The sequence below is a fragment of the Actinomadura xylanilytica genome, from assembly GCF_030283145.1.
GTDB classification, from domain to species: domain Bacteria; phylum Actinomycetota; class Actinomycetes; order Streptosporangiales; family Streptosporangiaceae; genus Spirillospora; species Spirillospora xylanilytica.
The window spans coordinates 1243379-1268963 of record NZ_JASNWE010000002.1 but is presented as its reverse complement, the minus strand read 5'-3'; the positions used below and the strand labels follow the sequence as shown (position 1 = coordinate 1268963).

Below are 25585 nucleotides of genomic sequence, written 5' to 3'. Positions count from 1 at the left end.
CCGGCCGAGCCGCCACTTCGGCCCCAGCACCACCGATCGGGCAGCACTGATCAGGCGACACCTGATCGGCCGGTACCGATCGTGCAGCACCGGCTCGACGGCGCGCTCGACAGCGCCCCGCACACGGATATCGTGTGCTCTCGACTTCGGCCCCGCCCCACGGCGATGAGGCCGTTCCCCACGATCGGCGGCACGAGCACCGCCCGTCATTCCCACCGGCTCGTTCTTGAGACTTCTTCGCCCGGCCCTGCGATCGTGCGGCCCCGTGCAGCGGAGCACTCCTCGACACGTGCCACCCGAGGAAGGTCTTTTTCCCCGCATGCCCCACAACGCACGTTCACGTTCGTCCCGGCCCCGCGGCCGGCGCCCGGCGGCCCCGCAGCAGCGGCAGAACCAGAGCACCGAGTTCGCCATGCCGGAGAGCACCACGCCCGCGCTGCCGCCGGTGGAGGCCTTCGACGAGCTCGACATGCCCGCGGCGCTCCTGGCGACGCTCACCCGGGAAGGCGTCACCGCGCCGTTCCCGATCCAGGCGGCGACGCTGCCCAACACGCTGATCGGCCGGGACGTCCTCGGCCGCGGCCGGACCGGCTCCGGCAAGACCCTCGCCTTCGGCCTCGCGCTCCTGGCCCGCACCGCGGGCCGGCGCGCCGAGCCGAAGCAGCCGCTCGCGCTGGTGCTGGTCCCGACCCGGGAACTGGCCCAGCAGGTCACCGACGCGCTCACCCCGTACGCCGACGCGGTCCGGCTCAGGCTGGTCACCGTGGTCGGCGGGATGTCCCTCGGCCGCCAGGCGAGCGCGCTCAAGCGCGGCGCCGAGGTGCTGGTCGCGACGCCCGGACGGCTCGCCGACCTGATCGACCGCGGCGACTGCCGGCTCGACCGGGTCGACATCACCGTGCTGGACGAGGCCGACCAGATGTCCGACATGGGCTTCCTGCCGCAGGTCACCGCGCTGCTCGACCAGGTCGTGCCCGGCGGGCAGCGGATGCTGTTCTCGGCGACGCTCGACCGCAACGTCGACCGGCTGGTCCGCCGCTTCCTGAACGACCCGCTGACCCACTCGGTCGACCCGTCGGCGGGCGCGGTCACCACGATGGAGCACCACCTGCTCCACGTCACCGAGACCGACAAGCACGACACCACGGTGCACATCGGCGCGCGTGAGGGCCGGGTGCTGATGTTCGTCGGCAAGAAGCACGGCGCCGACCGGCTCGCCCGCAAGCTGCTGGCGAGCGGCGTGCGCGCCGCGGCGCTGCACGGCGGCAAGTCCCAGCCCCAGCGCAACCGCACGCTGGAGCAGTTCCGCACCGGGCAGGTCACCGTGCTGGTCGCGACCAACGTCGCGGCGCGCGGGATCCACATCGACGGACTCGACCTGGTCGTCAACGTCGACATGCCGACCGACCACAAGGACTACCTGCACCGCGGCGGCCGGACCGCCCGCGCGGGCGAGTCCGGCACCGTGGTCACCCTGGTCGTGCCCGCCGAGCGGCGCGAGATGGACCGGCTGATGGCGCTCGCCCGGATCACCCCGACCACCACGCGGGTGCGTCCCGGCGACGAGGAGCTGGCCCGGATCACCGGCGCCCGCCCGCCGTCCGGCGTCCCGGTCACGCTCCCGGCCCCGCCCGCCGCCGAACGCCCCCAGAGCGGCGGCAACCGGCGCGGCGGCGGCGGTGGCGGCGGACGCCGTCGCGGTGGCGGCGGCGGCGGCGCCAGCGGCAACAGTGCCGGTGGCGGCCAAGGCCGCGGCGGACACGGGCGCCGTTCCTCGTCCCGTGGCCGTGACGGGCGCTCCGGAGCGCTCGCCTCGTCCAGCAACACCTGACGCGACGATCTGTAGAAGGGCCCGGCGGTCACCTCGCCGGGCCCTTCGGCCGTCCGGGGCCGTTTCGCCGTCCGGGACGGTCTCGCCGTCCGGGGCCGCGCGAGCGATTCCTCCGCCGCGTCCCGTCCGATCGCGACTCAACGCGATCGGACGGGAGCGTTCCGGCGTGCTATGCACCTGGGCGCGCACTTTGCCCGAGCAATCGCTCGCCCGGGGTATAGCCGTCCCCCGGCCCGCCGCCGGATGATCTCCGCCATGAGGTCTGTGACGCACATCGTGATCACGTGGGTTCTGCTCGCCGCCCTGCTGGCGGCGTCCGGAACCGCCTCGGGGGCCACGTCCGCAACCGCACGGCTCGCGCCGGGCTCGTACACGCGCTCGGTGACGATGGACGACGGATGGAAACGCGAGTACCTGCTGCGGGTCCCGCCCGGGAAGGCCCGCCCGCGGCCCGTGGTGATCGCCCTGCACGGCGGGCTGAACGACATGCAGTACATCCGCGACTCGACCGGGTTCGACGCGCTGGCCGACGAGAAGGGGTTCGTGACCGCCTACCCCAACGGCTTCTTCGGCACCTGGAACGCCGGCGGCTGCTGCTGGTTCGCCCGGATGGCCGGCATCGACGACGTCGGGTTCCTGGACCGGCTGATCGACACGCTGGTCCGGGAGGGGCTGGCCGATCCGCGGCGGATCTACCTGACCGGCTTCTCCAACGGCGGCGGGATGGCCTACCGGTACGCCTGCGAGCGGTCCACCCGGATCGCGGCGATCGGCGTGGTGTCCGGCTCGCTGGCCGTCCCGTGCGAGCCGGAGCGCCCGGTGTCGCTGATCGCCCTGCACGGCACCGCGGACCCGTCGGTGCCGTTCGGCGGCGGCGGCGACCAGGACTGGAACAACCACGTCCCGTTCCCGCCGGTCCAGGCGGTGATGGACTTCTGGCGGTCGATCGACCGGCTGCCCCCGCTGGACCGGATCGTGCTGGACGCGGCGTCCACCGTGTGCCGCACCTCGCTCGGCGCGGTCCGCTCCAGCCAGGTGGAGTTCTGCACGATCTTCGACGGCGGGCACACCTGGCCGGACGGGACGGGCAAGGGCGTCGCCGCGAGTCCGCTCATCTGGGACTTCTTCACCAAGCACGTCCGCCCGTGACGCTCCGCGCCGACGGTCAGGTGGCGCGCCCGGCGGGAAGGCCGGCGTAGCGGCCGTCACGCCACCGCCGTTCGGGCGTCCCGCGACGTAGGCTGGAGGGACCGGGGGCATCTCGAACGCGGACCGTCACGTCGGCGTCGTCTTCGGCGAGTGACCATCCGGTTCCGCACGGAGCCGAGAACGGGGCCCGCGATATGGCCCGTATCTATGATCTCGCAGCCGCACGGCGGTCGCCCGCGCCGCCCGGCGACGAGCCGGCCGGGCCGGAGCGCGCGCGGGAGCCGCGCCTCACGCTGGCCCCCGGCCCGGAGCGCAGGGGCGCCCTCGACGGCGGCTGGTGGCCGCGCTCCCGCGACGCGGTCGCCGAGCTGACCGCGCTGGTGAGCGGTCTGCCCTGGGCCCCGGACGAGCCGCTGCGGCTGACCGTCGACCTCGCCGACTGGGACGAGGTCCCGCGCCGCCTCCTGGTCGGCGGGCGGATGATCAAGGTGGGCTGGCTGCCGGACATCGACAGCATGGTCATCGTGACCCGGGGACGGTCGGACGAGCTCATGCTGCTGGTCGTCCCGCCGGAGGCCCCCGAGGCACCGGCCCGGGCCGCACTGGCGAGCGCCGCCGCCGGGACGGACAGCGCCATGCCGCACGAGATCCTCGCCGCCTGCGACGTGTCCACCGCGCGCGTCCCCGGGCCGGACGGCAGGTCGGATGAGATCCTGCCTACCGGGGCCGAGGACATCGACCGGGTCGAGCCGATCGAGATCTCCCAGTGGGCCGACGACGGCGGGATGCGGAGGGAACGCCCTTGAGCGGCAAGGACACCGAGGTCTGGATCGCCACGGGCGACGGCCGCGACCTGATCCGGGCCGACATGATCGTGGTGGTCCGGCTCGATCCGGGCGGCCGGCTGACCGCGCAGCTCCGCGACGAGTCCAAGGTCACCGTGACCCTCATCGACGGGCAGAGCCCGGAGCCGCTGCCGGGCGACTTCCACCGGCGGCTGATCCGGGCGGTCGGCGAGCTGGCCGACTCCAGCGGGGCCCAGGTTGTCCGCGCCGAGCACGACGGCCGCGTCTGGCGGTGGATCGCCGAACCGCTCTGACCGCCGCGCCCCGGGCGCCCGGCGGTCAGAGGTCGTAGGCGGGGACGGAGATCGCCTCGGCGGTCCGGCGGGCCGATCTGGCCATCATGCCCTTCCACGGCAGGTAGGGGAGGAGCCTGAAGTTCTGGTTGAGAAACCAGGCCATGAAGCGGGTCTCGGGCACCATGAACCTGCTGACCCCTTCCCCCGACTTCTGGCACCCCTCCGCGTACGGGCGGACCAGCGCCTCGTACCGGGCGAACGCGGTGCGGTGGTCGCCGCCCGCCGCGGCCAGCTCGCCGGCCAGCGCGTACGCACCGACGACCGCGAGGCCGGTGCCCATCCCCGACAGCGACGACGGGCAGCACGCGGCGTCGCCCAGCAGCGCGATCCGGCCGCGCGTCCAGGCGTCCATGCGGATCTGGCCGACGGAGTCGAAGTAGAAGTCGGGCGCGTCCGCCATGGCGTCCAGGAGCCGGTCGGTCTCCCAGCCGCCGCCGCGGAACCGCTCGGCGAGCGCCTTCTGCTGCCCCGCCGTGTCGTGCCGGTCCAGGTCCAGGAGCGCGGACGCGAAGTAGAACACGGCCTTGGCCTCGGTGTTGTCCCGCGCGCTGTACATCGTGACGGTCTTGCCGGGGGTGCTGTAGCCGAGGCCGGTGCGGTCGAGCCCGAGGTGATTGGCGGTGGTGAAGATCGCGTTGTAGAGGCCCAGGTGGGTCGCGTGGTCGCGCTCGGGACCGAACGCGATCGACCGCACGTTGGAGTGGAACCCGTCGGCGCCGACGACCAGGTCGAACCGGCGCGGCGCGGCCCGCTCGAAGGTGACGTCCACGCCGTCCGCGCCGTCGGCCAGCCCGGTGATGGAGTCGCCGAAGACGTACTCGGTGCGCTCTCGGGTGGCGTCGACGAGGATCCGGGCAAGGTCGCCGCGGAGGATCTCCACGTCCCCCGCGAACAGGTCTTCGGGCATGCTCACCAGCTTCTTGCCCGCGCTGTTGACCATCGCCATGGCGCCCATCCGGGTGCGGGCGCGTTCGATCTCGCCGAGGACGCCCATCCGGCGCAGCACGTCGAGGTGGGCCTTCCCACGGAAGTCGACGGCGTAGCCGCCGGTACGGAGCGCGGGGCTCTTCTCGACGATGGTGGTGGCGAAGCCGTGCCGGTTCAGGCACAGGGCCAGCGCGGGCCCGGCGATGGACGCCCCGGAGATGAGGACGTGCTTCCTGGTGGGGTTCATGCGGGTGAGCCTGGCCGGGGCCGCTCACCGCACCCTCACCGCGCGCTCACCGGCGACGGACTCGGGCAGGCCGGTCAGGCGGAGCACCTGCGCGGGCCCCATCCGCAGCCCCGTCCGGTGCGCGTCGCGGTAGGGGCCCTCGCCCAGTTCGGCGCGCGCCGCGGCCTCGATGCGAGGAGCGTCGGCGTCGGCGTCGCCCGCGATCCCGCGCAGCGCTCGCGCCGCCCCGAGCAGGGTGGCGGCCGGCGCGGGATCGCCGTCCGCGAGGGCCGAGCCGGCGAGCGCGACGACGCCGCGGGCGGCCTCGAAGAGCGCCCCCCTCGCCGCCGCGACCTCGATCGCCCGCCGGTACAGGACGCGGGCCCCGGCCCGGTCGCCGCCCGCCTCGGCGACCCGGCCGAGGCCGACGAGCGCGCGGGTCCGGTTGCCGACGCTCTTGATCCAGTTCGGGTCGAAGCGGTCGAGCGCGTCCTCGTAGAGCCGCCGCGCCCCGCCCGGGTCGCCGTCGTGGAGCGCGAGGTCGCCGAGGCCGCGCAGCGCCGCCGCCAGGTAGGTGGGCCGTCCGGCGCGGCGGGCGAGAGCGGCGGCCCGCGCGTAGTCGGCCCGCGCGCCCTCGGGGTCGGCGCCGAACCGGTAGTCGCCGCGGTTGCACAGCAGGTCGGACTGGTCGTCCACGGCGCCGAGCCGCTCGCTGAGGACGAGCGCCTCGTCGGTGAGCGTGATCGCCCGGCCGGGGTCGCCGCACAGCGCCGCGAGCCCGGCGAGGGAGTCCAGGGCGAGCGCGGTCCCCCAGCGGTCGCCGGTCGAGCGGAAGGCGGCGAGCGCCGCGGTGAACTCCTGCTCGGCCCGGACGGCGTCGCCCGCGGCCAGCTCCGGATAGCCCGAGATCAGGTGCGCGGCGGCCCGCGCCCAGGGCTCGGCGGAGCCCAGGTCGGCGGTGATCAGCGCGAACGCGGTCTCCGCCTCGTCCGGCTCCGCGGCGGCCATCAGCCAGCGGAACGGGACGAACGGGTGCCGCCCGGCCCCCGCCGCGATGGCCGCGATCGCCGCGCCCGCGGCCCGCCGGTGCCGGCTCCATGCCCGCGCGGTCGCGGGGTCGGCGGCGGCGACCAGCGCGCAGACCACGTACTCCTCCTCCAGGCCGGACGGGGCGCCGGGCCCGACCAGGTCGAGCAGGGCCGCCGCCGCACCCGCCGCCGCGGCCGACAGCCCGCGGATCCACAGGTAGGCGGCCATCGAGCCGAGCAGCCGGAACGCCGTCCCGGTCGCCCCCGCCTCGACGGTCCGGCGCAGCGCGGCCAGCAGGTTGTCGTGATCGGCGGCGAGAACCGGCAGCCACCGGAGCTGCTCATCGCCGTGCAGATACGGGCCCGCGGTGCGCGCGAGGTCGAGGAAGCGGGCGGCGTGCGCGCGGCGCGCGAGGTCGTCCTCACCGGCCGCGTTCAGCCGCTCGGCCCCGTACGCGCGGATCGTCTCCAGCATCCGGTAGCGACCGGCCGTGACCTCCAGAAGGGACTTGTCGGCCAGCGACTCCAGGGCGTCCCGCACGTTGGGGACCCCGCAGACGGCCTGCGCGGACGCGGCGTCGGCGCCTCCGGCGAAGACCGTGAACCGGCGCGCGGCCCGCTGCTCGTCGTCCGTGAGCAGGTCCCAGCTCCACGCCACCATCGCGCGCAGCGTCCGGTGCCTGGCGTCGGCTGTGCGGGCGCCGCGCTCCAGCAACCCGAACCGGTCGTCCAGCCCGGCGGCCAGCTCGGCGAGATCCTGGGTGCGCAGGCGCGCCGCCGCCAGCTCGATCGCGAGCGGCAGATCGTCCAGGGCGGCGCAGATCCGCCGCACCGTCGCGCGGTCGCGGTCGAGCGCGAACCCGCGCCGGACGGCCGAGGCCCGGTCGGCGAACAGCCGCACCGCCGCGTCCCCCTCCAGCGGCCGGACGGACCACAGGTGCTCGCCGGTGATGCCGAGCGGCTCGCGGCTCGTCGCGAGGACGCGCAGGCCAGGGCAGGCCGACAGCAACGCGTGCGCCAGCTCCGCCACGGCGTCCACCAGGTGCTCGCAGTTGTCGAGCACCAGCAGCAGCGGCCGGTCGGCCAGCGCCGCGACGAGCCGCGACAGCGGCGGCACCGGCCCGGCGGGCGCGCTGAGCGGCCCGCCCTCCCGCAGGCCGAGCGCCACCAGCAGCGCCTGCGGCAGTGCGGCGCCGTCCCGGACCGGCGCCAGCTCGACGAAGCACACCTCCCCGCACCCTTCGCCGGACGCGACCTCGACCGCCATCCGCGTCTTCCCGACCCCGCCGGGCCCGAGCAGCGTCACCAGCCGCACGGTGCCGAGCAGCGCGCCGAGCTCCGCCGTCTCCGCGTCGCGCCCGACGAAACTGGTGAGCTGCGCGGGCGGCGCCGCCGGCCCGCGCGGCGGGGCGGCCAGCAGCTCCCGGTGCAGCGCGCCCAGTTCGGCGGACGGATCGGCGCCCAGCTCGTCCGCCAGGGTCCGCCGGGCGTCCTCGAACGCGACCAGCGCCTCGGCGGGCCGGCCCTCGTCGCGCAGCGCCCGCATCAGCAGGGCGCGCGGCCGTTCGCGGAGTGGATGCCGCTCGACCAGCTCGCGCAGCTCCGGCACCACCGCGAGCCGGCCGCCGGTCCGCAGCTCGGCGTCGATCCGGTCCTCCAGCGCTTCGAGCCGCCGCTCCTCCAGCCGTTCGGCGCTCGCCCGCGCGGGCCCGTCCGCCACGTCCGCGAACGCGTCGCCCCGCCACCATCCGAGCGCCGCCCGCAGCAGCCCGGCCGCCCGTTCGGGATCACCGCCGCGGAGCGCGTCCCGGCCCTCGCCCGCCTGCCGCTCGAACCGCCACGCGTCCACGTCGTCCGGCTGGACCCCGAGGCGGTAGCCGGCGGGGGTCAGCTCGATCTCCGCCTCCGGGCGCAGCGCCGCCCGCAGCCGGGACATCTGCGACTGCAACGCCCGCCCCCCGCCCGCGCCGCCGTCGATCAGCCGGTCGACGGAGACCGGCGCCCCCGGCCGCGTGAGGAGCAGGGCCAGCAGCGCCCGCCGGGCCGGGCCGCCGAGCGGCACCTCGCTCCCGTCCGCACGCCACGCCCGCGTCTCCCCCAGAACCCCGAACCGCATACCCGTGATTATCAGCCCATTCGCCCTAGACTCGTCCGGACCATATACAGGACCATGCCGCACACCGCTCCCTGGGACCCCGCGCCGCTCGCCGAGGTGGCCGCGCTCTTCGCCTCCCTGGCCGTCCCGTGGTGGATCGCCGGGGGCCACGCCATCGACCTCGCCATCGGCCGCGTCCACCGGGAGCACGCCGACATCGACGTCCTCCTCCTGCGCCGCGACCAGCTCAGCGTGCAGGACGCCCTTCCCGCCTGGCAGTGGTGGGCCGCCGACCCGCCCGGGACGCTGCGCCCCTGGGACCCGGGCGAAACGCTGCCGCCGTCCGTCCACGACATCTGGTGCCGTCCCGGACCCGCCGCGCCCTGGCGGATCCAGGTCATGTTCGACGAGTCCGAACACCGGACCTGGATCTCGCACCGCGACGACCGGATTCGCCGCCCCATCGAGGACCTCGGCCTCGTGTCCCCGGACGGCGTCCCCTACCTCTCACCCGAAGTGCAGCTCTTCTACAAGGCCAGAGCACCCCGCCCCAAGGACGAACTGGACTTCGCCGTCACCCTGCCCGTCCTCACCGGCCGCCAGAGACGATGGCTCGCGGCGGCCATCGTCGCAACCCTGGGCGGCCACCCCTGGCTCGATCGCCTGCCCGAACCCGGCGACGCGTCCTGAAGTCGCGGTGCCGCTCGTCGCCGCCGTTCAGTACTCCTTGCAGGTGGTCCCGTCCGCCTTGACGTTCGGGTGGCCCGGATAGGCCCAGCGGCAGACGCTCGTCATGCTGACCTGCTCCCCGCCGGGGCCGTAGCACCAACTGTTCCAGGGGCCCCCGCTGCCGGCGTACCCCTTGGACCGGCAGTAGCCGTTCATATCGCTGATGGAAACGGTCCCGATCACCTTCGGGTCGGACGAGGGCTGCCCGCCCCCGCTCGGCCGCGAGGACGGCTTCTTGGTCGCCGGAGCCTTCGAGCCGCCGGTGTTCGGCGCCCCATCCGGACGGCCCGGGGACTGCCGCCCAGCACCGGCCGCCGGAGTCGCCGGCGTCCCGGCCGACGGCGCCCGGCTCGCGTCCCCCTTGCTGCCGGACGGGCCGGGCGACGCCGGCGGACTGCCGGACGGCCCGCCCGATGGCCCGGCCGAGCCCGGCGTCCGCAGCGAGCCGGACCTCCCCTTGTCAGGGGAGATGACGGAGTAGGCGAGCCCCAATGCCGCGAGCAGGACCAGGACCGCCGCACCGACCCCGGCCAGGCGACGGCGCTTGGCCCCGTCGGCGGGAGCCGTCTCGTCGCCCCGGCCCGCCTCGGGCGGCTGCGCGGGCTCGTCCTCGCTCGTGTCCTCGGGCGCCTTCGCGGACGCGGGCTCGTCCTCGCTCGTGGCCCCCGCCTCGCTCGCGGGCTCGGTCTGGAGCGCGGCGACCGGGGCGTCCGCGGTGTTCCAGGCCGGGCCCGGCAGGGCGCGCAGGTCGTTGCCGACCTGCTCGGCGGTCGGCCGCCTGGCGGGGTCCTTGTCCAGGCAGGCGCGGATGACGGCGCCGAGGCGGCCGTCCAGCGCCTCCAGGTTCGGCTCACCATGAAGGATCGCCTGCATGACCGCGGGGATCGACTCGCCGCTGAAGGCCCGCTGCCCGGTGGCGGCGAAGACCATGGTCGCCCCCCAGGCGAACAGGTCGGCCGCCGGTCCGACCGCGTCCCCGGAGATCTGCTCGGGCGCCATGTAGCCGGGGCTGCCCACGACCTGGCTGGTGATGATCGACCGGCTGAGGTCCAGGGCCAGGGCGATCCCGAAGTCGATCACCACCGGGCCGTCCGGCCCCAGCAGGATGTTGCCCGGCTTGAGATCCCGGTGGACCACGTCCGCCTGATGGATCGCGGCCAGCGCGGTCACGGTGTTGAACGCGAGCCGTTCCAGCGCCGCCCCGCCGCGCGGTCCCGTGCTGCGCACCGACTCCTGGAGCGACGGCCCGTCCACGAATTCGCTGACAATGTAGGGCTGTTCGTTCGCGACGCCGCTGTCGAGCACCTGCGCCGTGCAGTACGGGGCCACCCGCTTGGCGATCTCGACTTCGCTCAGGAACCGCGTCCGGGCCCGTTCATCGGTGACCAGGTGCGGATGGAGCAGCTTGATCGCCACCCGCTGCCCCGGCTTCTCGCCACCGACATAGACCGTGCCCTGGCCGCCGGTGCCCAGCCGGCCCTCGAGCCGGTACGGCCCTACCGCTTCCAGATCCGTGGGCAGCAGGGCCATCCATTCCGGCACGCGTCCTCCAACATCGGATCAGGCGCGATCATATCCACGGATGCCAGAATGTGGCGGGGCGTGCCAACACCGCCAGCCGGCGTGTCGCCGAGGCGACGGGCTTTCTCCGCACCGACGCCGAACCCGTCCTGCGTTCGCGCGCCGACGGCCGCCAAGTGAGCTTGAGGACCTGGGTCCACCGGCTTTGACCGGTGCGTCCCCACGCGATCGCGACCATGAGGCGAATTCGGCGGCGGTCTGTGCTGGTATTGGCGCATGGATCTTCCGACCGAGACGGCCGCTGTCCACAGGCTGTGCACCGAAAGGCTGGGCGCGGCTCTGGGTCCGCAACTCGCCGCCCTGGCCCGTCCGGGATTCGATCTCACCCCGGCGAACGATGCCCGGCCCGCGACCGGCCGGTGCCGGCTGGGCGGGCCCGCGCTGCTGGATCCGGGAACACCGTGGCCACGGTGCGACGACCTTCCGCTCGTCCTCTTCGCCGTGCTGGACACCGACGAGCTGGCGCCATGGCTCGGGGACGAACTGCCCTGCCGTCCCGGGCTGCTCAACTTCTTCTACCTCGACACCGCGCCATCGGGCTACGACCTCGACGACCCGGCGATCTGCCGGGTCGTTCCGGCGAACCCGGCACGCGCCGTCGCGGTCACGGCACCGCAGCCCGAGCGCGGCTTCGCGGCGGTCCCGCTGAACGCCCGCCCCGATCTCACGCTGCCCGGCCTCATTTCCAGTGGCTCGTTCATGTCCCTCGAAAGCCTCATCGAAGACTTCGGCTTCACTCCTGATCCCGGCATCGAAGCCGACCGACTCGAAGCCGACGCCCTGCTCATGTTCGGCGACTTCCCGGAGGACCAGTACTATCCGGGCCCGCTCGGAGTCGATCAGGCTTTCGGCTGGACGGCGGAGGAGGCGACCCACCGACTCCTCCCCGATCCCCAGGGCGAGTACACGCGCCTGCTCCGGATCTCCAGCAACCTCGCGGAATGGGAATTCCCTGAAGGCGGGGGGCTGCACTTCCTCATCCCCACCAAGGCGCTGCGCGACGGTGACTTCACTCAGGCAGTGGCCGAACCGGACTTCCCCTAGTAGATCATCCGCCTTATCACTTCTGGCCAGCATGGCGACTCGCCGCGGTTCATCCCTCTGATGGAATCCATCCACATCTGGCTCCGTGCCCCAGTCACTGATCACCGGACACGCGAGGACGGTGCCGGATCACATGGCCGACAAGATCGTCGGGACCCGGGCGGCAGCGAGGTCGGGGTCGAAGCGCAGTGGTTCGCGCAGGTCGCCACGGTACTCGCTGAACAGTTCTTCGCGGGCGTCCACCAGGCCCCATGTGGCGATGACGTACCTGAGGTAGTCCTCCAGGTAGGCCACCCTCGAATAGTCGTATTCGATCCAGTAATCGCCGAGAAGCATCATCTTCCAGTCCGTACGGTCCGGCTGAACGATGAACGACATCGCGTAACAGTCGTCGACCGTGTCGAAGTGGCGCACCATACGACAGAACTCATTGTCGCCGTACACGGTCCCGTCGAAAATAAATTCAGATTCGTATTCAAGTTGCAGTGGGGTGTACTCGGGGTTGAACAGCACGTTCTCCAGTGACGCAATCCCGATGGATCCATCGAAGAGGCCGTGCTCGGCGATCGTGTTCGGGGGTTTCTCGGATATTTGTTGGCGATTTTGCTCGTCAAGGCTTGATCTGAAACACCACTGGAGGGTGGCGCTGCCGAGCGTTCGGTAGAGCCGACGCAGCGGCGCCGGCAAAGGCGCCCCGAAGCGCGCCTCAGCGTCCTTGACTGCTTCCTCCGAAACGGGCGCACACACCTCGAACGAGAACAGTTCCAGCATGGGGTTCTGCTCAATCCTCCGGGCCAGCACGTCCAGTTCAGCACGAAAGTCGAAAGTCATGGCAGGAGATACTTCCACATGCCGGCCTCGATCGGGTCGTGTTCAACGTGCGGCCGAAAGGGGCAGGCGTCACCTACAAGATCTACGGGGCACGGCCTAGGTGTACTCCTCGACAGAATCCGTGCCCACACGTGATCGGTCGCTAAAATTCGCTGCGGTCATCGCTTCGCGGGTCGTGTTCAGCGAAGTAGTCGTCGTAGAGACCTGCTCGGGCGTTGCGGCGCCACAGCCGGGCCTGGGGGTTCGCATGGTCGGCCGGGTCGCGGTCGATGTCGACGACCACCACCGCCGGTCTCTGGTCCCGGGAGCACTGGGCCGCCCATTCGCCGCCGGGACCGATGACTCCTGAGGGCGTGATCGTGCTGTGCTGGGCGGGGACGGAGAAGCTGGTCCAGTAGCCGTTGGTGGCCGCGTGTCCCTGTGCCTCGGTGGCGAATGCCGCCCCGCTGCCGGGTGCCCCGCCCGTCGTCGAGAACAGCACACAGTCGACATCGAGCCGTTCGTACTCGCTGAAGATCTCGGGGAAATGGACCTCCATTCCGAGCGCGCATCCGAACCGGACCGCGTCGACCTCGAACGTGACCGGGGTGGAGCCGGGCGTGTACATGTAGGAGACCTTGGTGTCCGACAGCATGCGCTCGTCGTAACGCGTCGCCACGTCGCCCCGGTCAGAGATCACGTACAGGCTGTTGTGCGGCCGGTGAGGCGGGGTCAGTCGATGCGTGGAACCGAGGACGGTCCACAGCATGAGTTCTCGCGCCAGCTCCGCCGTCGCGGCCAGTTCCTGCCGGAGTACCCCCCACGCGAACCTGCTCCAGTCAGCCGGACCGATCCTGCCCGGCCCCTCGACCGACATCACCCGCTTGTGGGGAAAGCAGCTCGCCCCCTCGGTGAAATGCACGATCCTCGCGCCGGCCTGGTGGGCTTCGCGCATCAGACGGCGCACCTGATGCCCACTTTCGCGCAGCTCAACGAAATTGCCCGGGTCATGGTGGACGATGGTCTGCGCCACGGCCAGCCGGACACCGAAGGCGCCCGGCTTCGCGCCTCCTGACGGCGCCGGACGCACGTGCCTCAGGGCAGTGGTGTACGACTCGCCCGTCTTGGCGGCACGGGCACGTACCTGGCGCTTGAGATTCCTGTTGGCTGTCATCTGGCCTTCCACGTCCCGAACGCGAGCCCCCCGGCGACCACGTCCAAGACGATCGGACCGCGACAGCGACCTGAGACCAAGTCCCTTTGCCTCCGTGCCAGACCGTGCCGGGGACGGCCGAGGGAGGTGAGGCGTAGGCCACGCCGCGAGCATGTTCTCCTGACCGCCGGCCACCGTCAACCTCGCCCAGGGCCTCCTCCGCCCCTCTTCGGGTGATGACCGGCCGCGACACCGCCGACGCTCACCTCACTTCGAGGCGGGCCCAGATCACATCGCGGTGTGGGCCAGCCAGTGGTCCAGCAGCGCGCGGTCGCCGGCGACGCGGGCCCCGGAGCCGTCCGCGGGGAGCCGCCTGGTGAGCACCAGCAGCAGCCCGGCCACGGGCCCGGCCACCACCACGTCCCCGCCGGACGACCCGTGCTCCCACCTCGGCCCGCCGGGGGTCCGGGTGATCAGCCACCCCTCGGGCCCGTCCGCGGGCAGCACCTGGAGGGTCTGGCCGTCACCGCGCAGCTCGGCGAGGTCGGACTTGATCGCCTCCGCGCCGGGCGCGGTCAGCAGCTCGAGCCCCTCGGTGATCGCGTCGGCCGCGAGGTCGGGCGCGATCTCGAAGGCGGTGCCGAGGGCGAGGGCCGCGTCCCCCTGGTGGACGGAGGTGTCGTGCAGCATCCGGCGCAGCCAGAACACCGACGGCCGCGGACCGGTGAAGGTCCACACCACCGTCCCGCCGTCGCCGACGGCCTCGATCAGCTCTTGGGCGCCGGCGCGCAGCCACCCGGACCAGGCGTCCGGGCCGCCGGGGTCCGCGGCGCCCGGGTCCGGCGCGGGCGCGGGCGCACCGGTCCGCGCGACCCCCGCCGCCCACCGGTGGGCCTGGCCGAGGTGCACGACGAGGTCCCGGATCCGCCACTCCGGGCAGGTGTCCACGCGCCCGTCCGGGTCCGCGCCGTCGACCGCGTCCGCGAACAAGCCGCTCTGCTCCCACAGCCCTTCCGCGAGCCGCTCGACGTCCAGCGTTCTCATGTCGTGCCTCCTGTCCATCGGGATGCCCCTAACGTAAGAACTCCACCGAGGTGGAGGTTCAAGGGGCCGTGACCAAGGACACGGACGGGACGCTGTTCGGCATCGGCGACCTGGCCCGGTCGACCGGCGTGCCCGTCCGGACCATCCGCTTCTACTGCGACGAGGGGATCCTGGAGTCCCGGCGCAGCGAGGGCGGGCACCGCAGGTTCGACGCGTCCGCCGTCGACCGGCTCAACCTGGTGCGGAGCCTGCGGAACCTCGGTATGGGCCTGCCCGCGATCGCGCACGTCCTGACCGGCGAGCGCTCCGTCGCCGAGGCCGTCGCCGCCGAACGCGCCGCGCTCGACGTCGAGCTCGCGGCGCTCGCCTGGCGGCACGCCTCGCTCCGCGCGATCGAGGAGGCCGCCCCGTCCGAGCGGGCCGCGCGCCTGGACCTGCTCTCCGCCGCCGGTGGCGGACGCGCCGCGCGCGAGGCCCTGGTCGCCTTCTGGCGCCGCGTCATCCTGTCCCCGCTGCGGCCGGAGGTGTTCGACACCTTCGTCGCCATGAACGTGCCCGACCCGCCCGCCGACCCGACCACCCGCCAGGTCGTCGCGTACGCCGAGATGGTCGCCCTGGTCGGCGACCGCTCACTGACCAGGCGGCTACAGGCCCGCTCCTGGGCCAACCGGAAGCAGATCCCCGACGAGAACGCCCTCGTGATCGGCATCGGCACGGCGGCCGAGCTGGCCCTCCCCCTGATGGGCACGGGACGGGCCCCGGACCTGGCCCTCGACTGCTTCGTGACCACCCACGCCTCGGCCCGGGGCCGCCGCGACACCCCCGCGTTCCGACGCGAACTGCTGGCGAACTCGGCCCTGGACCGCGACCCGGCCGTCCAGCGCTACTGGACCCTGACCACCGAGATCACGCACGGCCCCGTCTCCCCGGGCTCGATCCTCGCCTGGCTCCTCGACGCCCTCGAACGATCCCTCACCTGACCCCCGCGGACTCCGTGTTCTGCTCGGTCGCCGGTGACGCGGGCCCCGGAGCCGTCCGCGGGCAGCACCTGGTAGGCGGTCAGTGGAGTGCTGTATGGCGGACAGATCGAGCGTTGGCAGGCGGACAGCGAGTGTGGCGGTCCGCAACCGGTCACCCGGTGATGCCCAGCGCGCCGCTGCGGAGGACGTCGGTGGCCGCGCTGAGCAGCCGGTGGCACAGGTCGGCCTCGTTCGCCCATGCCTGCTTCATGTCCGGGTCGTCATCGATGCGTGCGTTCAGGTGCGCGAACGAATCGTCGTCCAGGACGCTGTCGCTGATCCAGTCGTGGCCGCGGGAGTCTGCGTAGCGGAACGCGTGTCCCAGCATCACGCTCTCGATGCGCAGCCGGTGGGCGGAGACGAGGAGGCCGTGTGCGACTGGTCTATCGGTGCCGTAGGCGACCTCGTCGAACTGTTGCGGCAGGACGACGGTGTCCATGCCGGTCGCGGTGGCGATGACGTGGTCGAAGCCCGCCCGCCGGTCGGGTAGGTCGTCGTAACGCTGTTCGGCGAGGGCGTCGTACGGATGGTCGGCCGGGGGCACAGCGCCAAGGACGGCCAGGTGCCGGGCGAAGTCGGCGAGCCGCTGGTATTTCTCAGAGCCGTAGGAACCCAACCGGGCACCGAGCAGGCAGGGGTCGGTGCCCGGGTCCAGCGGGGGGTGGATCTCGGCGAGCGTGCGGGGCTCGCGATGCTCCGGCAGGCCGAGCTGATGCAATGTCGCGTTGATGTCGGCAAGGAACCGTTCCTGGTATTCGCCGCCCCAGCCCTCGTCTTCCGCGCACAGAAACATCCCGACGTTGACGTCCAAAGCCACGGCAGCAACCCTAGTCTCAACGGCAGAAACGACCTTGGGCTGGTGGTGGCATGTTGATGGGACCACCGGCGTGTCGTCTTGAGGGGAGTGGAAGTCCACCACTCCACCAGGGATCAATCTCGCCTGGTCAGGCCCGGTCCACCTCGGTCCACTTCCAGAACCGAGCCAGCTCCCGGCCCCGACTCAGCCGAGCGCCGTCCTCCCGGTGATCGCACGCAACTCCCGAACGGCGGGACGCTCCCTCTGCCCCGGCGGAACCGCCCGCAGCACGGCCTTCCCCGTCTCAGTGATCATCTGGACCCGCTGGGACACCGAGAGTTCGGAAAGGATCTCCACGGCCTGACGTGCCCCCTGTTCCACCCCGCCGTTCACGGTGACGCACAGGGCCTCGTGCAGACGAACATTCACGCCGTACACATAATCAGGCCCATACGAAAGGACCCGTTCGCGGGCGTCATCAGCGCGACTCTCCTCGCCCGCGTGGGCGTACACCCAGCTCTCAGCGAAATGCATCTGGTCGCCGGTCCAGTAGGCCGGAATGGGCCCATCACGCAAATCGTCCGGAACGGATATGTTGAGCCGGCGAACGCGTTGCTTCGCCTCCTCGTGCCTGCCGAGCAGGGACAGCGCCTTCACCTGCGTCTGGGCGAGATCGAATCTGGCCAGCGCGACCGATGCCGAGCCGCCCGCGATGTACTGGGCCTTGCGAACGAGCTGGAGTACGGCTTCCGGACCACGCTGGCCGTACAACCCCAGCCCCGCCTCCTCGGCGCGGACCAGCAAGCGCAGTTCGAGGTCACCGGACGCGTCGGCGGCGGCCTTGGCCGTCCGGGACCAGTGGATCGCGGCCCCGTGGTCACCCAGCCGGGTCAGGATGTTCGCGTGCAGCATCGCCAGCGCGGCCGTGACGCGCTGAAGCTCGGTCACCTGCCGAACATCGGCGGTCTGTAGCTGACGCTGGACGGCCAGCAGATCGACGACCAGGCCGTCACGGGCCCGCTCAGGCGGACGCGTCCGCAACGCGTGCAGGTGATCCGAAATGGTCAGATGCCATTCGTCCAGGTCACGAGGTTCGCTGTCGAGGGTCAGAGCCAGCAGCTGACGGACCGATTCGCCGGTGGAGCCGAGCGCACCGGCGCCCACGCCGAGCGCGGCGAGCAGTTGGAGAGCCTCGCGACGTCTCACGTCTTCGTCCGTTTCCTGGGCGGCTTCCGGTTCCAACGTAGCGCGCGATGCGGCTCGCTTGCCGGGTAGGAGGGGCCGGAGCTCGCCGGGGGCCTCCAGGGTCCACTCAAGCGCCTCCGCGAATTTCACGGACGGCCGAGTCTGGTCGTGCGACACCCGTGACAGGTGCCCGGGGTCGCACGGCACCTTCCTGGCCAGCTCGCGCAGCCCCAGTCCACGATCAGCCATCAAACCGCGCAAAGTAGCACCGAACGTCGCCATAAATCGCACCAATCCGCGTCAACGGGGTGTTGATCTGTTGCGCGACTGGTGCGCACAACAGTCAACATCTTCACGGTAACCCCGCCACGGCCCTTACATGGTTCGGAAGACAAGTCGGCCCCGGACCGGTGCTACCACACCGAGTTCCGGGGCCTGAACCACGAAAGGCAGTCGTGGCCTATGAACAATCTAGTGGATACGCCCCCATGGGCGGCACTGGACGTCGATCTAGATCAGGTGCTCCGCCGCTTCAAGATCGAATTCCCCGGGTTCGTGATCTGGCATGGCGAGTACACCGGCCATTGGTGGGCAATGCCCCGGGGAACGGACCATGGATTGGTCGAGGCCGAAACCTACAGCGAACTATGGCGACGATTGGACGCATTGAGACCGCAAATGTCACTTCAATCCCGACATGTCCGCGCTCAGACCGGTGTGGCGGTGCGGCCGACGCCTGCCGTCCCCCAGGACCCGGTGCCACTGCGCCCCGTCTCCCGGAGGCGAGCCCTCCGGCGATGGCTCCGCGACATCCTCAAGTCGAGGTCGGTGGCCTGGTGACCGCGAACACGCCCGCTGCCCGAACACCCGGCACCGCGCCCCCGCAACCTGGCACCGCGCTCGCGGGGGCCGGTGATGTGGCGCGGGGAAAGTGCCTCGTCGTCGGGGTGCGGGTGATGCGTTACGACCGGCGGGAGGTCGGTGAGACGCGGCGGTGGATCCGTGATCGGCTCGCGAAGGAGATCACGGAACCGTCCGCCGGACTCGCGTCCGCGATCGATGATCTGCTGACCTGCGCGTCCGAACTGACCGGCAACGCGGTCCTGCACGCGCCGCACCGGCCGGACGACGTGATCACGATCTGCCTGCTGCTCGAACCGGGCGCCCTGCGCGTCGAGGTGTCGGACGCGGGCGGGTGGTGCGGGCGGCTGCCTCGCGCGGACGATCCGGGCGGCGCCGCGGAATCGGGACGGGGGCTCGCGATCGTCGCGCACCTTTCGGCGTCCTGGGGATGGTTTGAGACCGCCGGCGGCAAAACCGTGTGGTGCCGGATCGCGGCAGACTGCCAAGGTGACGGCGTCGGAAGCCGGTGACGTGGCCGTACGTCACGTGTCCCGGCCACCACACTCAGGCGCGGTTCCGATCGGACGGCTACTTCCGGGCGGCGTGCTCGGTGAGCTCAAGGTCGATGAACGCGGTGATCATCGCGCGCCAGACCGGCTCGGCGACGTCCGGGGACAGGCCCGCCGCCAGCGCGCGTTCGCGGGCCCTGGCCACCACCTGCTCCACCCGCGCGGGCGCGCGTACGGCCTGCTCGTCGGCCTTGAACTCCGCCGCGGCCCGCACCAGCGCCTGCCGGTCCGCCAGCAGCCGGACGAGGTCGTCGTCGATGCCGTCGATGCGGGCGCGGACTTCCGCGAGGGACGTCGGGTCGATCATGTCCCAATTGTCACACAACGGCCTGCCCCGTGGCCCGGGGCAGGCCGCGGACGGTGTCAGGCGGGGAGGGCCGCTCTGATGTTGCGGGCGGCTGTGACCATGTTGCGCAGGGACGCCTCGGTCTCCGGGTAGTCGCGGGTCTTGAGGCCGCAGTCGGGGTTCACCCAGAGACGCGCGGGGGTGATGGTCTGGAGGGCGCGCCGGAGGGAGTCCTCCATTTCCGCCACCTCAGGGACGCGCGGCGAATGGATGTCGTACACGCCGGGGCCGATGCCCGCGGCGTAGCCCGCCGCGTTGAGGTCGGTGACCAGCTCCATGTGGGAACGGGCCGCCTCGACGCTGGCGACGTCGGCGTCCAGGTCGCCGATCGCGCCGATGACCTCGCCGAACTCCGAGTAGCACATGTGCGTGTGGATCTGCGTGGTCACGGCGACGCCCGAGGTGGCCAGCCGGAACGCGGCGATCGCCCAGGCGAAGTACGCGGGCTGGTCGGCGGCGCGCAGCGGGAGGAGCTCGCGGAGGGCGGGCTCGTCGACCTGGATGATGCCGATCCCGGCCGCCTCCAGGTCGCGGATCTCGTCGCGCAGCGCCAGCGCGACCTGCCGGGCGGTGTCGCCGAGCGGCTGGTCGTCGCGGACGAACGACCAGGCCAGCATGGTCGTGGGCCCGGTCAGCATGCCCTTGACCGGACGCCGCGTCCGCGACTGCGCGTAGGTGGTCCAGCGGACGGTCATCGGCTCGGGACGGGCCACGTCCCCGAACAGGATCGGCGGCCGGACGCAGCGCGTCCCGTACGACTGCACCCAGCCGTTGGCGGTGGCGGCGTACCCGTCGAGCTGCTCGGCGAAGTACTGCACCATGTCGTTGCGCTCCGGCTCGCCGTGCACGAGGACGTCGAGGCCGAGGTCCTCCTGGAGCGCGATGACGCGGTCGATCTCGTCCCGCATGACCTGCTCGTAGGCGGCGGTGTCGATCCGTCCGGCGCGGTGGTCGGCGCGGGCGCGCCGCACCTCTGCGGTCTGCGGGAACGAGCCGATCGTGGTCGTCGCGAGCGGCGGCAGCCCCAGCGCCTCCTGCTGCGCGGCGAACCGCGCGGCCGGGTCGGCGCGGACGGTGCCGTCGCCGAGAGCGTCCAGCCGGGCCCGGACGCGGTAGTCCGAGCGGGTTCCCGCCTCCGCCGCGGCGCGGGTCTCGGCCGCGGCGGAGGCGATCACCTCGTGGCCCTCGCGGAGGGCGCGGCCGAGGAGCACCACCTCGTCGACCTTCTGCCGGGCGAACGCGAGCCGGCCGCGGAGACCGTCGTCCAGGCCGGGCTCGGCGCCCAGGTCGAGCGGGACGTGCAGCAGCGAGCAGGACGTGCCGGCCACCACGTCCCCGGCGAGCCCGAGCAGGGACGCGCAGACCGACAGGGACGCGGACAGGTCGGCCCGCCAGACGTTCCGCCCGTCCACCACCCCGGCGACCAGCGTCCGGCGCGGCAGCCCGCCGATGGAGGCGAGCGCCTTCAAATTGCCGGGCCCGGCGACGAAGTCGAGCCCGATCGCCTCCACGGCCGTCCCAGCCAGGACGGGGAGCGCGCCGCCGATCTCCCCGAAGTAGGTGGCGGCCAGCAGGCGGGGACGGGACGGCAACCCGGACAGCCGGTCGTACGCGCGGCGCAGCGCGTCCAGTTCCTCGTCGGTGCGGTCGGCGGCGAGCGCGGGCTCGTCGAGCTGCACCCACGCGCAGCCCGCCCCGGCGAGCCGTTCCAGCAGCTCGGCGTACACCTCGACCAGCCCGTCCAGCAGGTCGAGCGGCCGGAAACCCGCGGGCGCGCCCGGCGCCGGCTTGGCCAGCAGCAGGTAGGTCAGCGGCCCGACCAGCACCGGCCGCGTCTCGATCCCGAGGATCCTGGCCTCCCGGTACTCGGCGAGCGGCTTGGCGCTCACCGGGTCGGCGAGCCGGAAGCGGGTGTCCGGCCCGAGCTCGGGCACCAGGTAGTGGTAGTTGGTGTCGAACCACTTGGTCATCTCCAGCGCGGGGACGCCCTCGGCGCCGCGCGCCATCGCGAAGTAGGCGTCCAGCCCCTCGCGGTCGCGGAAGCGCTCGGGGACCGCGTCGACCAGCACCGTCGTGTCGAGCACCTGGTCGTACAGCGAGAAGGTGTTGGACGGGATCAGCCCGAGTCCCGCGTCCCTCAGCCCCGTCCACACCGAGCGGCGCAGCGCAGACGCGGCGGCCTCCAGCCCGGCGGCGTCGAGCCCGCCCGCCCAGTACGCCTCGGTCGCGCGCTTCAGCTCGCGGTCCGGTCCGATCCGCGGATATCCCAGGACCGTCGTGTCGATCGTCATGCCGGCTCTCCCTCGTCAGGCCGTTCCACGGCGACGCGGGGAGGGGCACGGGCCGCACGGCGAATGCACACCGCGGCGTTCCGGGCCTTCCCACGAGGCCGTGGACCACCGCGCGCCGGGCGGCGCGCGGGCGGAGGCAGGTCTTCGGACTCACGGGCACCGTGCCGGACCGGCACGTCCTACTGGCCGTCGCTTCCCAACCCTTGACCGGATCAGTGCGTATGACGGCGGTCGTTCCCGTTCACCGCTGCGGGGCAGTCCCGGAATTGGCTCGGCCGATCAGATCGACGTCGCCGCACCGGGTTCCCTCTTACGACACCCGTCCCACCGAGGCGGCACGGGTGAACCATCCGCAGCCGCGAGTATAGACACGCGGCCCTCCGCCCCTGTCGGCTGTGGTTAGGCTTGCGCGAGACTCCAGGGAGGGACGCGATGTCCGGACGGGTACGACCGATCACGCTGGTGGGGACGCCGGTCCTGCACCAGCCCTGCCGGACGGTCGAGAACTTCGACGCCGCGCTCGCCGAACTGGCCGACGACATGTTCGCCAGCATGTACGCGGCGGAGGGCGTCGGGCTCGCCGCCAACCAGATCGGGTCAAGCTTTCCCGGCGCTTTGCTGCGGGAGAGATGACGTCGGAGTCCTTCTTTCTTCCGGTGTCCACCAAGCGGACGTATGTTCGATCAGCGCTTCATGCAGTAGTCATCCATCCGGCGGGCAAGGGCCGTGTGACCTTCAACCCCGAGCTTCTCGAACCGGTCTGGTGCACCGACTGACGGCAGAGAGCCCCGAAGCCGGTGACCCCTCCCATCGGCTTCGGGGGCTCTCTTCTCCCCCTCCCCCGGCAGTCCCCGGGGTCGGCCGGGCGCGTGGCAACCCCCGGCTGGCCTGACGTGGGCGCAACGGACACCACTCCAGTGGTTGGCCAGGCCGGCGGGGGAGATCAGAACGTAGTTGGTTTACATATGGAGCATGTTCCGCACGGCTTGCCGAGCCGTGCCCATTCGGGGCACATCATCGCCCCGGTTATGGACTTGTCCATGAGTGTCTCCAATGGGTGTAGAGCCTCCGGGCCGACCTCGGTCTGGGGTAGAGCACTCCGCTGAACCCAATTAACCCTGGTTAGTAGTGCGTTGATGGAGTTCAACGCGGACAAGGCGGCCACAACGGGCGTGGGCGAACCTGGCTCGTTGACCTGCGGCCTGAACGTGACGGCCGTACGTGCGTGCACCCCATGACCGGCCGGGCCCCCAGGAGCGCGCGATGGTCGCGGCGTGAGGTCGACACTGGAGCGAAGTTGGATGTTTCACCAATCAACATGATAAGGTCATTTAACGCGACTCGCTGCAATGATTGAAACCAAACGGCCGATTCACCTTCGACATGAGTGAGGGGATTCAAATTACGGATGACCCGGACACATCTCGGGTTCCTGGGTGGCGGCAGGGCCTGGCGGACATGATGGCCGACATGCTGGCGTTCTGGTGGTTCGAGGTGGGCAGCGCTTATGAGCCTGGTCGGTCGGATGAACGGTTCGGCCCGGTCAAGCTGATCGTCTGGACGATCATTGCGGTCGCTGTTGCTGCAGCGGGACTCGGCGTGAAGCTTCTGCTGTTTGGGGGTCCTCCAGTTGTGGGATGGGCGGTTGCGGTGGTTCCGCTCATGCTCCCCATGGTCGGAGCGCTGGCGCACCGTCCGCCTCGGCGGTGGTTGGGCTTGTTGGTCGCTGTTCTTTTCGGTGCTCTCGTGGGTATTGCGGTCGGTACATCAACGGCGTCGCCCTTGGGGTCCCTCTGGTCAGGCTTTGTGGGACTTTCCTCTGCTTTCCTGGTTGGAGCTGTCGGGTTCGCGTTGGTGACTCGTTCCTCGTCGTGACGCCATGCGGGGACATAGAGTCGCCGCTCCTATCTGGGCGAGCGTCCCGACGTGCCGGCCGTTGATTGGACCGGCGCCGCCCTTGATCCCTGAAAGCCGAATTCGGCAACGATCACCCAACTACTGCCACAATCAGAATGACACCGATTCGCGTGAACTTCTTTTGAAGACTCACATTACCGGCCGTGAGTAGATGTGGTTGCGGGTGCGGTCGCCCTCGATTCCATCGGGTCTGGTGATGCGTGCCCGGTGGTCGGTGAGGCGAAGTAGGCGTCCAGCCCGCCGCGGTCGCGGAAGCGCTCGGGGACCGCGTCGACCAGCACCGTCGTGTCGAGCACCTGGTCGTACAGCGAGAAGGTGTTGGACGGGCACCGTGCCGGACCGGCACGTCCTACTGGCCGTCGCTTCCCAACCCTTGACCGGATCAGTGCGTATGACGGCGGTCGTTCCCGTCCCGCCGAGGCGGCACGGGTGAACCATCCGCAGCCGCGAGTATAGACACGCGATCCTCCGCCCCTGTCGGCTGTGGTTAGGCTTGCGCGAGACTCCAGGGAGGGACGCGATGTCCGGACAGGTACGACCGATCACGCTGGTGGGGACGCCGGTCCTGCACCAGCCCTGCCGGACGGTCGAGAACTTCGACGCCGCGCTCGCCGAACTGGCCGACGACATGTTCGCCAGCATGTACGCGGCGGAGGGCGTCGGGCTCGCCGCCAACCAGATCGGCGTCGACCTGCGGGTGTTCGTCTACGACTGCGACGACGCCGACGGCCGGCAGCACAAGGGCACCGTCGTCAACCCCACCGTCGACCTGCCCGAGCTGGGCGAGCGGCGCCTCGACGAGGGCGAGGAGGGCTGCCTCTCGGTGCCCGGCCCGTACGCGAAGCTGGCCCGTCCCGACCGCGCGACCTGCCACGGCTTCGACCTCCAGGGCGCCCCCGTCACGATCGAGGGGACGGGCCAGCTCGCCCGCTGCCTCCAGCACGAGACCGACCACCTCCAGGGCAAGCTCTACATCGACCGCCTGTCCGGCCGGTCGCGCAAGAAGGTGCTCAAGCAGTACGCCGAGCTCCGCGCCGAGGCCGCGGCGGAGGCGGAGGGCGCTGCGGCGGACGGCTGAGATCGCGTCCGATTCGCGGCATACTGCGCCGATGATCTCCCGACGCGAGCGGACCGTCAGGCTGGGAAGCATCACCTGCCCGTCCGGCCGGCTGGTGATCGCCGACACGGGTCATCTGGGCCTGTGGTCCGGCGGCGCGCCGCCGCGGGCCGACGAGGCGGCCGACCTGACGATCACCGGACCGGACGCCGAGCGGCGTCCGCACCGACTACGGGCCGCCGTTCGGCGACCGCTGGGAGAGCGTGTCGGTACAGGTGGGCGACACCGAGCCGGTGTCGTCCGCACCGCTCGGCACCGTCAAGGTGGACGCGGCGCGGCTCAGCCTCACCGACGCCGACGGGCTCGCCTCCTGGCGGCACGACGACGACCCGCTCGACGGGCTCGCCGATCTGGCGTTCTGGGGCCTTTCGGCGGGCGAGGCCGCGGCCCACTTCGACGCCCCCCTGCTCGGCCGGCCCGGCGAGGACGGCGTGCACGGCTGGACCGACCTCGACGTCGACGAGGCCGACGAACTCGCCATCGACATCGAGGACTGGATCGCCGCCGACCCGGACCGGCGCCTCGGCCTCGACTTCCGGCCGCACTCGCACCACTGGCAGGTGATGGCGCAGGTCCGCGCGTCCGAGCACGAGGCCGGACGGATCGAGGTCGGCGGCACCTGGACGCTGTGCTTCATGACGGGCTGGGGCGACGGCCTGTTCCCCGTGTATGCCGACCGCGACGCCGCCGGAGACCTCGTGCGCGTTCGGATCGTCCTCGGCGACGAATAGGGCCAAGCGGCTC

The 25585-nt window shown here is 71.9% G+C and carries 23 protein-coding genes and 1 riboswitch; of the genes, 12 read left to right on the top strand and 11 right to left on the bottom strand.

The window, feature by feature from the left end:
• The first annotated feature begins 319 nt into the window (after positions 1-319).
• The 4 genes from QP090_RS17045 to QP090_RS17030 all read left to right on the top strand — a co-directional run bounded on the left by QP090_RS17045 (position 320) and on the right by QP090_RS17030 (position 4079).
• Entirely contained in the window at positions 320-1831 is a 1512-nt protein-coding gene (locus QP090_RS17045) for a DEAD/DEAH box helicase (protein ID WP_285939896.1), read from the top strand.
• 255 nt (positions 1832-2086) lie between these two features.
• Positions 2087-2980, top strand: coding sequence for a CE1 family esterase (locus QP090_RS17040; RefSeq protein WP_285939895.1), 894 nt, complete (start codon positions 2087-2089; stop codon positions 2978-2980).
• A 194-nt stretch (positions 2981-3174) separates the two neighbouring features.
• Positions 3175-3786 (top strand): DUF5994 family protein, encoded by a 612-nt coding sequence (locus tag QP090_RS17035; protein WP_285939894.1) that lies wholly within the window; start codon positions 3175-3177, stop codon positions 3784-3786.
• The gene (locus tag QP090_RS17030) at positions 3783-4079 is read left to right on the top strand and encodes a hypothetical protein (protein WP_285939893.1); all 297 of its coding nucleotides are present in this window, start codon (positions 3783-3785) and stop codon (positions 4077-4079) included. Before QP090_RS17035 ends, QP090_RS17030 begins: the two co-directional genes overlap by 4 nt.
• Positions 4080-4104: 25 nt before the next feature.
• On the opposite strand, the gene QP090_RS17025 is transcribed toward QP090_RS17030, so the two are convergent.
• Positions 4105-5295 carry an FAD-dependent monooxygenase gene (locus QP090_RS17025; protein WP_285939892.1) on the bottom strand — a complete coding sequence of 397 codons (1191 nt, stop codon included), beginning with the start codon at positions 5293-5295 and terminating at the stop codon, positions 4105-4107.
• Between the two features lie 24 nt (positions 5296-5319).
• Positions 5320-8418, bottom strand: a complete 3099-nt coding sequence (locus tag QP090_RS17020; protein WP_285939891.1) for an ATP-binding protein — start codon at positions 8416-8418, stop codon at positions 5320-5322.
• A 54-nt stretch (positions 8419-8472) separates the two neighbouring features.
• Between QP090_RS17020 and QP090_RS17015 the strand changes: the two genes are divergently transcribed.
• Positions 8473-9087: a nucleotidyltransferase domain-containing protein gene (locus tag QP090_RS17015; RefSeq protein WP_285939890.1), complete on the top strand. Its 615-nt coding sequence runs from the start codon at positions 8473-8475 to the stop codon at positions 9085-9087.
• 27 nt (positions 9088-9114) lie between these two features.
• Here QP090_RS17015 and QP090_RS17010 read toward each other — a convergent pair whose 3' ends face one another.
• A complete protein-coding gene (locus QP090_RS17010) occupies positions 9115-10668 on the bottom strand; it encodes a serine/threonine protein kinase (RefSeq protein ID WP_285939889.1) in 1554 nt (517 codons plus the stop codon).
• Positions 10669-10923: 255 nt separating this feature from the next.
• Between QP090_RS17010 and QP090_RS17005 the strand changes: the two genes are divergently transcribed.
• Complete coding sequence (locus QP090_RS17005; protein ID WP_285939888.1) at positions 10924-11751, top strand: DUF1963 domain-containing protein; 828 nt, start codon at positions 10924-10926, stop codon at positions 11749-11751.
• Positions 11752-11880: 129 nt separating this feature from the next.
• On the opposite strand, the gene QP090_RS17000 is transcribed toward QP090_RS17005, so the two are convergent.
• From QP090_RS17000 to QP090_RS16990, 3 genes are all read right to left on the bottom strand, one after another.
• Positions 11881-12582: an SMI1/KNR4 family protein gene (locus QP090_RS17000; RefSeq protein ID WP_285939887.1), complete on the bottom strand. Its 702-nt coding sequence runs from the start codon at positions 12580-12582 to the stop codon at positions 11881-11883.
• 142 nt (positions 12583-12724) lie between these two features.
• Complete coding sequence (locus tag QP090_RS16995) at positions 12725-13747, bottom strand: carbon-nitrogen hydrolase family protein (protein WP_285939886.1); 1023 nt, start codon at positions 13745-13747, stop codon at positions 12725-12727.
• A gap of 255 nt (positions 13748-14002) precedes the next feature.
• Positions 14003-14758: a maleylpyruvate isomerase family mycothiol-dependent enzyme gene (locus QP090_RS16990; RefSeq protein WP_285939885.1), complete on the bottom strand. Its 756-nt coding sequence runs from the start codon at positions 14756-14758 to the stop codon at positions 14003-14005.
• 68 nt (positions 14759-14826) lie between these two features.
• Between QP090_RS16990 and QP090_RS16985 the strand changes: the two genes are divergently transcribed.
• Positions 14827-15738, top strand: a complete 912-nt coding sequence (locus QP090_RS16985) for a MerR family transcriptional regulator (RefSeq protein WP_285939884.1) — start codon at positions 14827-14829, stop codon at positions 15736-15738.
• Positions 15739-15889: 151 nt separating this feature from the next.
• Here QP090_RS16985 and QP090_RS16980 read toward each other — a convergent pair whose 3' ends face one another.
• Together QP090_RS16980 and QP090_RS16975 are read right to left on the bottom strand one after the other, a co-directional pair.
• The gene (locus QP090_RS16980) at positions 15890-16594 is read right to left on the bottom strand and encodes a putative DNA-mimic protein (RefSeq protein ID WP_285939883.1); all 705 of its coding nucleotides are present in this window, start codon (positions 16592-16594) and stop codon (positions 15890-15892) included.
• Positions 16595-16777: 183 nt separating this feature from the next.
• On the bottom strand, positions 16778-18040 hold the full coding sequence (locus tag QP090_RS16975; RefSeq protein WP_285939882.1) for a helix-turn-helix domain-containing protein: 1263 nt from the start codon (positions 18038-18040) through the stop codon (positions 16778-16780).
• Between the two features lie 674 nt (positions 18041-18714).
• On the opposite strand from QP090_RS16975, the gene QP090_RS16970 reads away from it, so the two are divergent.
• Positions 18715-19131, top strand: a complete 417-nt coding sequence (locus tag QP090_RS16970) for an ATP-binding protein (protein WP_285939881.1) — start codon at positions 18715-18717, stop codon at positions 19129-19131.
• A 58-nt stretch (positions 19132-19189) separates the two neighbouring features.
• Here the strand turns inward: QP090_RS16970 and QP090_RS16965 are convergent, their stop codons facing one another.
• Positions 19190-19477, bottom strand: coding sequence for a chorismate mutase (locus QP090_RS16965; RefSeq protein WP_285939880.1), 288 nt, complete (start codon positions 19475-19477; stop codon positions 19190-19192).
• Between the two features lie 56 nt (positions 19478-19533).
• Positions 19534-21807 carry a 5-methyltetrahydropteroyltriglutamate--homocysteine S-methyltransferase gene (gene metE, locus QP090_RS16960; protein WP_285939879.1) on the bottom strand — a complete coding sequence of 758 codons (2274 nt, stop codon included), beginning with the start codon at positions 21805-21807 and terminating at the stop codon, positions 19534-19536.
• Positions 21808-21925: 118 nt separating this feature from the next.
• Positions 21926-22174: riboswitch (cobalamin riboswitch) on the bottom strand.
• Between the two features lie 65 nt (positions 22175-22239).
• Between metE and QP090_RS16955 the strand changes: the two genes are divergently transcribed.
• Both QP090_RS16955 and QP090_RS16950 read left to right on the top strand, forming a co-directional pair.
• The gene (locus tag QP090_RS16955; protein ID WP_432763045.1) at positions 22240-22440 is read left to right on the top strand and encodes a peptide deformylase; all 201 of its coding nucleotides are present in this window, start codon (positions 22240-22242) and stop codon (positions 22438-22440) included.
• Between the two features lie 837 nt (positions 22441-23277).
• On the top strand, positions 23278-23682 hold the full coding sequence (locus QP090_RS16950; protein WP_285939878.1) for a hypothetical protein: 405 nt from the start codon (positions 23278-23280) through the stop codon (positions 23680-23682).
• A gap of 176 nt (positions 23683-23858) precedes the next feature.
• Here the strand turns inward: QP090_RS16950 and QP090_RS16945 are convergent, their stop codons facing one another.
• The gene (locus QP090_RS16945) at positions 23859-24107 is read right to left on the bottom strand and encodes a hypothetical protein (RefSeq protein ID WP_285940104.1); all 249 of its coding nucleotides are present in this window, start codon (positions 24105-24107) and stop codon (positions 23859-23861) included.
• A gap of 137 nt (positions 24108-24244) precedes the next feature.
• Between QP090_RS16945 and def the strand changes: the two genes are divergently transcribed.
• A complete protein-coding gene (gene def, locus QP090_RS16940) occupies positions 24245-24802 on the top strand; it encodes a peptide deformylase (protein ID WP_285939877.1) in 558 nt (185 codons plus the stop codon).
• Between the two features lie 242 nt (positions 24803-25044).
• A complete protein-coding gene (locus QP090_RS16935; protein ID WP_285939876.1) occupies positions 25045-25572 on the top strand; it encodes a DUF4241 domain-containing protein in 528 nt (175 codons plus the stop codon).
• Positions 25573-25585: the final 13 nt, after the last annotated feature.

Excerpts from the sequence above, each read along its gene's own strand:
- QP090_RS16955 (WP_432763045.1), top strand. The coding sequence starts at position 22,240 with ATGTCCGGACGGGTACGACCGATCACGCTGGTGGGGACGCCGGTCCTG.
- QP090_RS17000 (WP_285939887.1), bottom strand. The coding sequence starts at position 12,582 with ATGACTTTCGACTTTCGTGCTGAACTGGACGTGCTGGCCCGGAGGATT.
- QP090_RS16950 (WP_285939878.1), top strand. The coding sequence starts at position 23,278 with ATGCTGGCGTTCTGGTGGTTCGAGGTGGGCAGCGCTTATGAGCCTGGT.
- QP090_RS17040 (WP_285939895.1), top strand. The coding sequence starts at position 2,087 with ATGAGGTCTGTGACGCACATCGTGATCACGTGGGTTCTGCTCGCCGCC.
- QP090_RS17035 (WP_285939894.1), top strand. The coding sequence starts at position 3,175 with ATGGCCCGTATCTATGATCTCGCAGCCGCACGGCGGTCGCCCGCGCCG.
- QP090_RS17020 (WP_285939891.1), bottom strand. The coding sequence starts at position 8,418 with ATGCGGTTCGGGGTTCTGGGGGAGACGCGGGCGTGGCGTGCGGACGGG.
- QP090_RS17045 (WP_285939896.1), top strand. The coding sequence starts at position 320 with ATGCCCCACAACGCACGTTCACGTTCGTCCCGGCCCCGCGGCCGGCGC.
- QP090_RS16990 (WP_285939885.1), bottom strand. The coding sequence starts at position 14,758 with ATGAGAACGCTGGACGTCGAGCGGCTCGCGGAAGGGCTGTGGGAGCAG.
- QP090_RS16970 (WP_285939881.1), top strand. The coding sequence starts at position 18,715 with ATGCGTTACGACCGGCGGGAGGTCGGTGAGACGCGGCGGTGGATCCGT.
- QP090_RS16975 (WP_285939882.1), bottom strand. The coding sequence starts at position 18,040 with ATGGCGACGTTCGGTGCTACTTTGCGCGGTTTGATGGCTGATCGTGGA.
- QP090_RS17025 (WP_285939892.1), bottom strand. The coding sequence starts at position 5,295 with ATGAACCCCACCAGGAAGCACGTCCTCATCTCCGGGGCGTCCATCGCC.
- QP090_RS17015 (WP_285939890.1), top strand. The coding sequence starts at position 8,473 with ATGCCGCACACCGCTCCCTGGGACCCCGCGCCGCTCGCCGAGGTGGCC.
- QP090_RS17005 (WP_285939888.1), top strand. The coding sequence starts at position 10,924 with ATGGATCTTCCGACCGAGACGGCCGCTGTCCACAGGCTGTGCACCGAA.
- QP090_RS16965 (WP_285939880.1), bottom strand. The coding sequence starts at position 19,477 with ATGATCGACCCGACGTCCCTCGCGGAAGTCCGCGCCCGCATCGACGGC.
- metE (WP_285939879.1), bottom strand. The coding sequence starts at position 21,807 with ATGACGATCGACACGACGGTCCTGGGATATCCGCGGATCGGACCGGAC.
- def (WP_285939877.1), top strand. The coding sequence starts at position 24,245 with ATGTCCGGACAGGTACGACCGATCACGCTGGTGGGGACGCCGGTCCTG.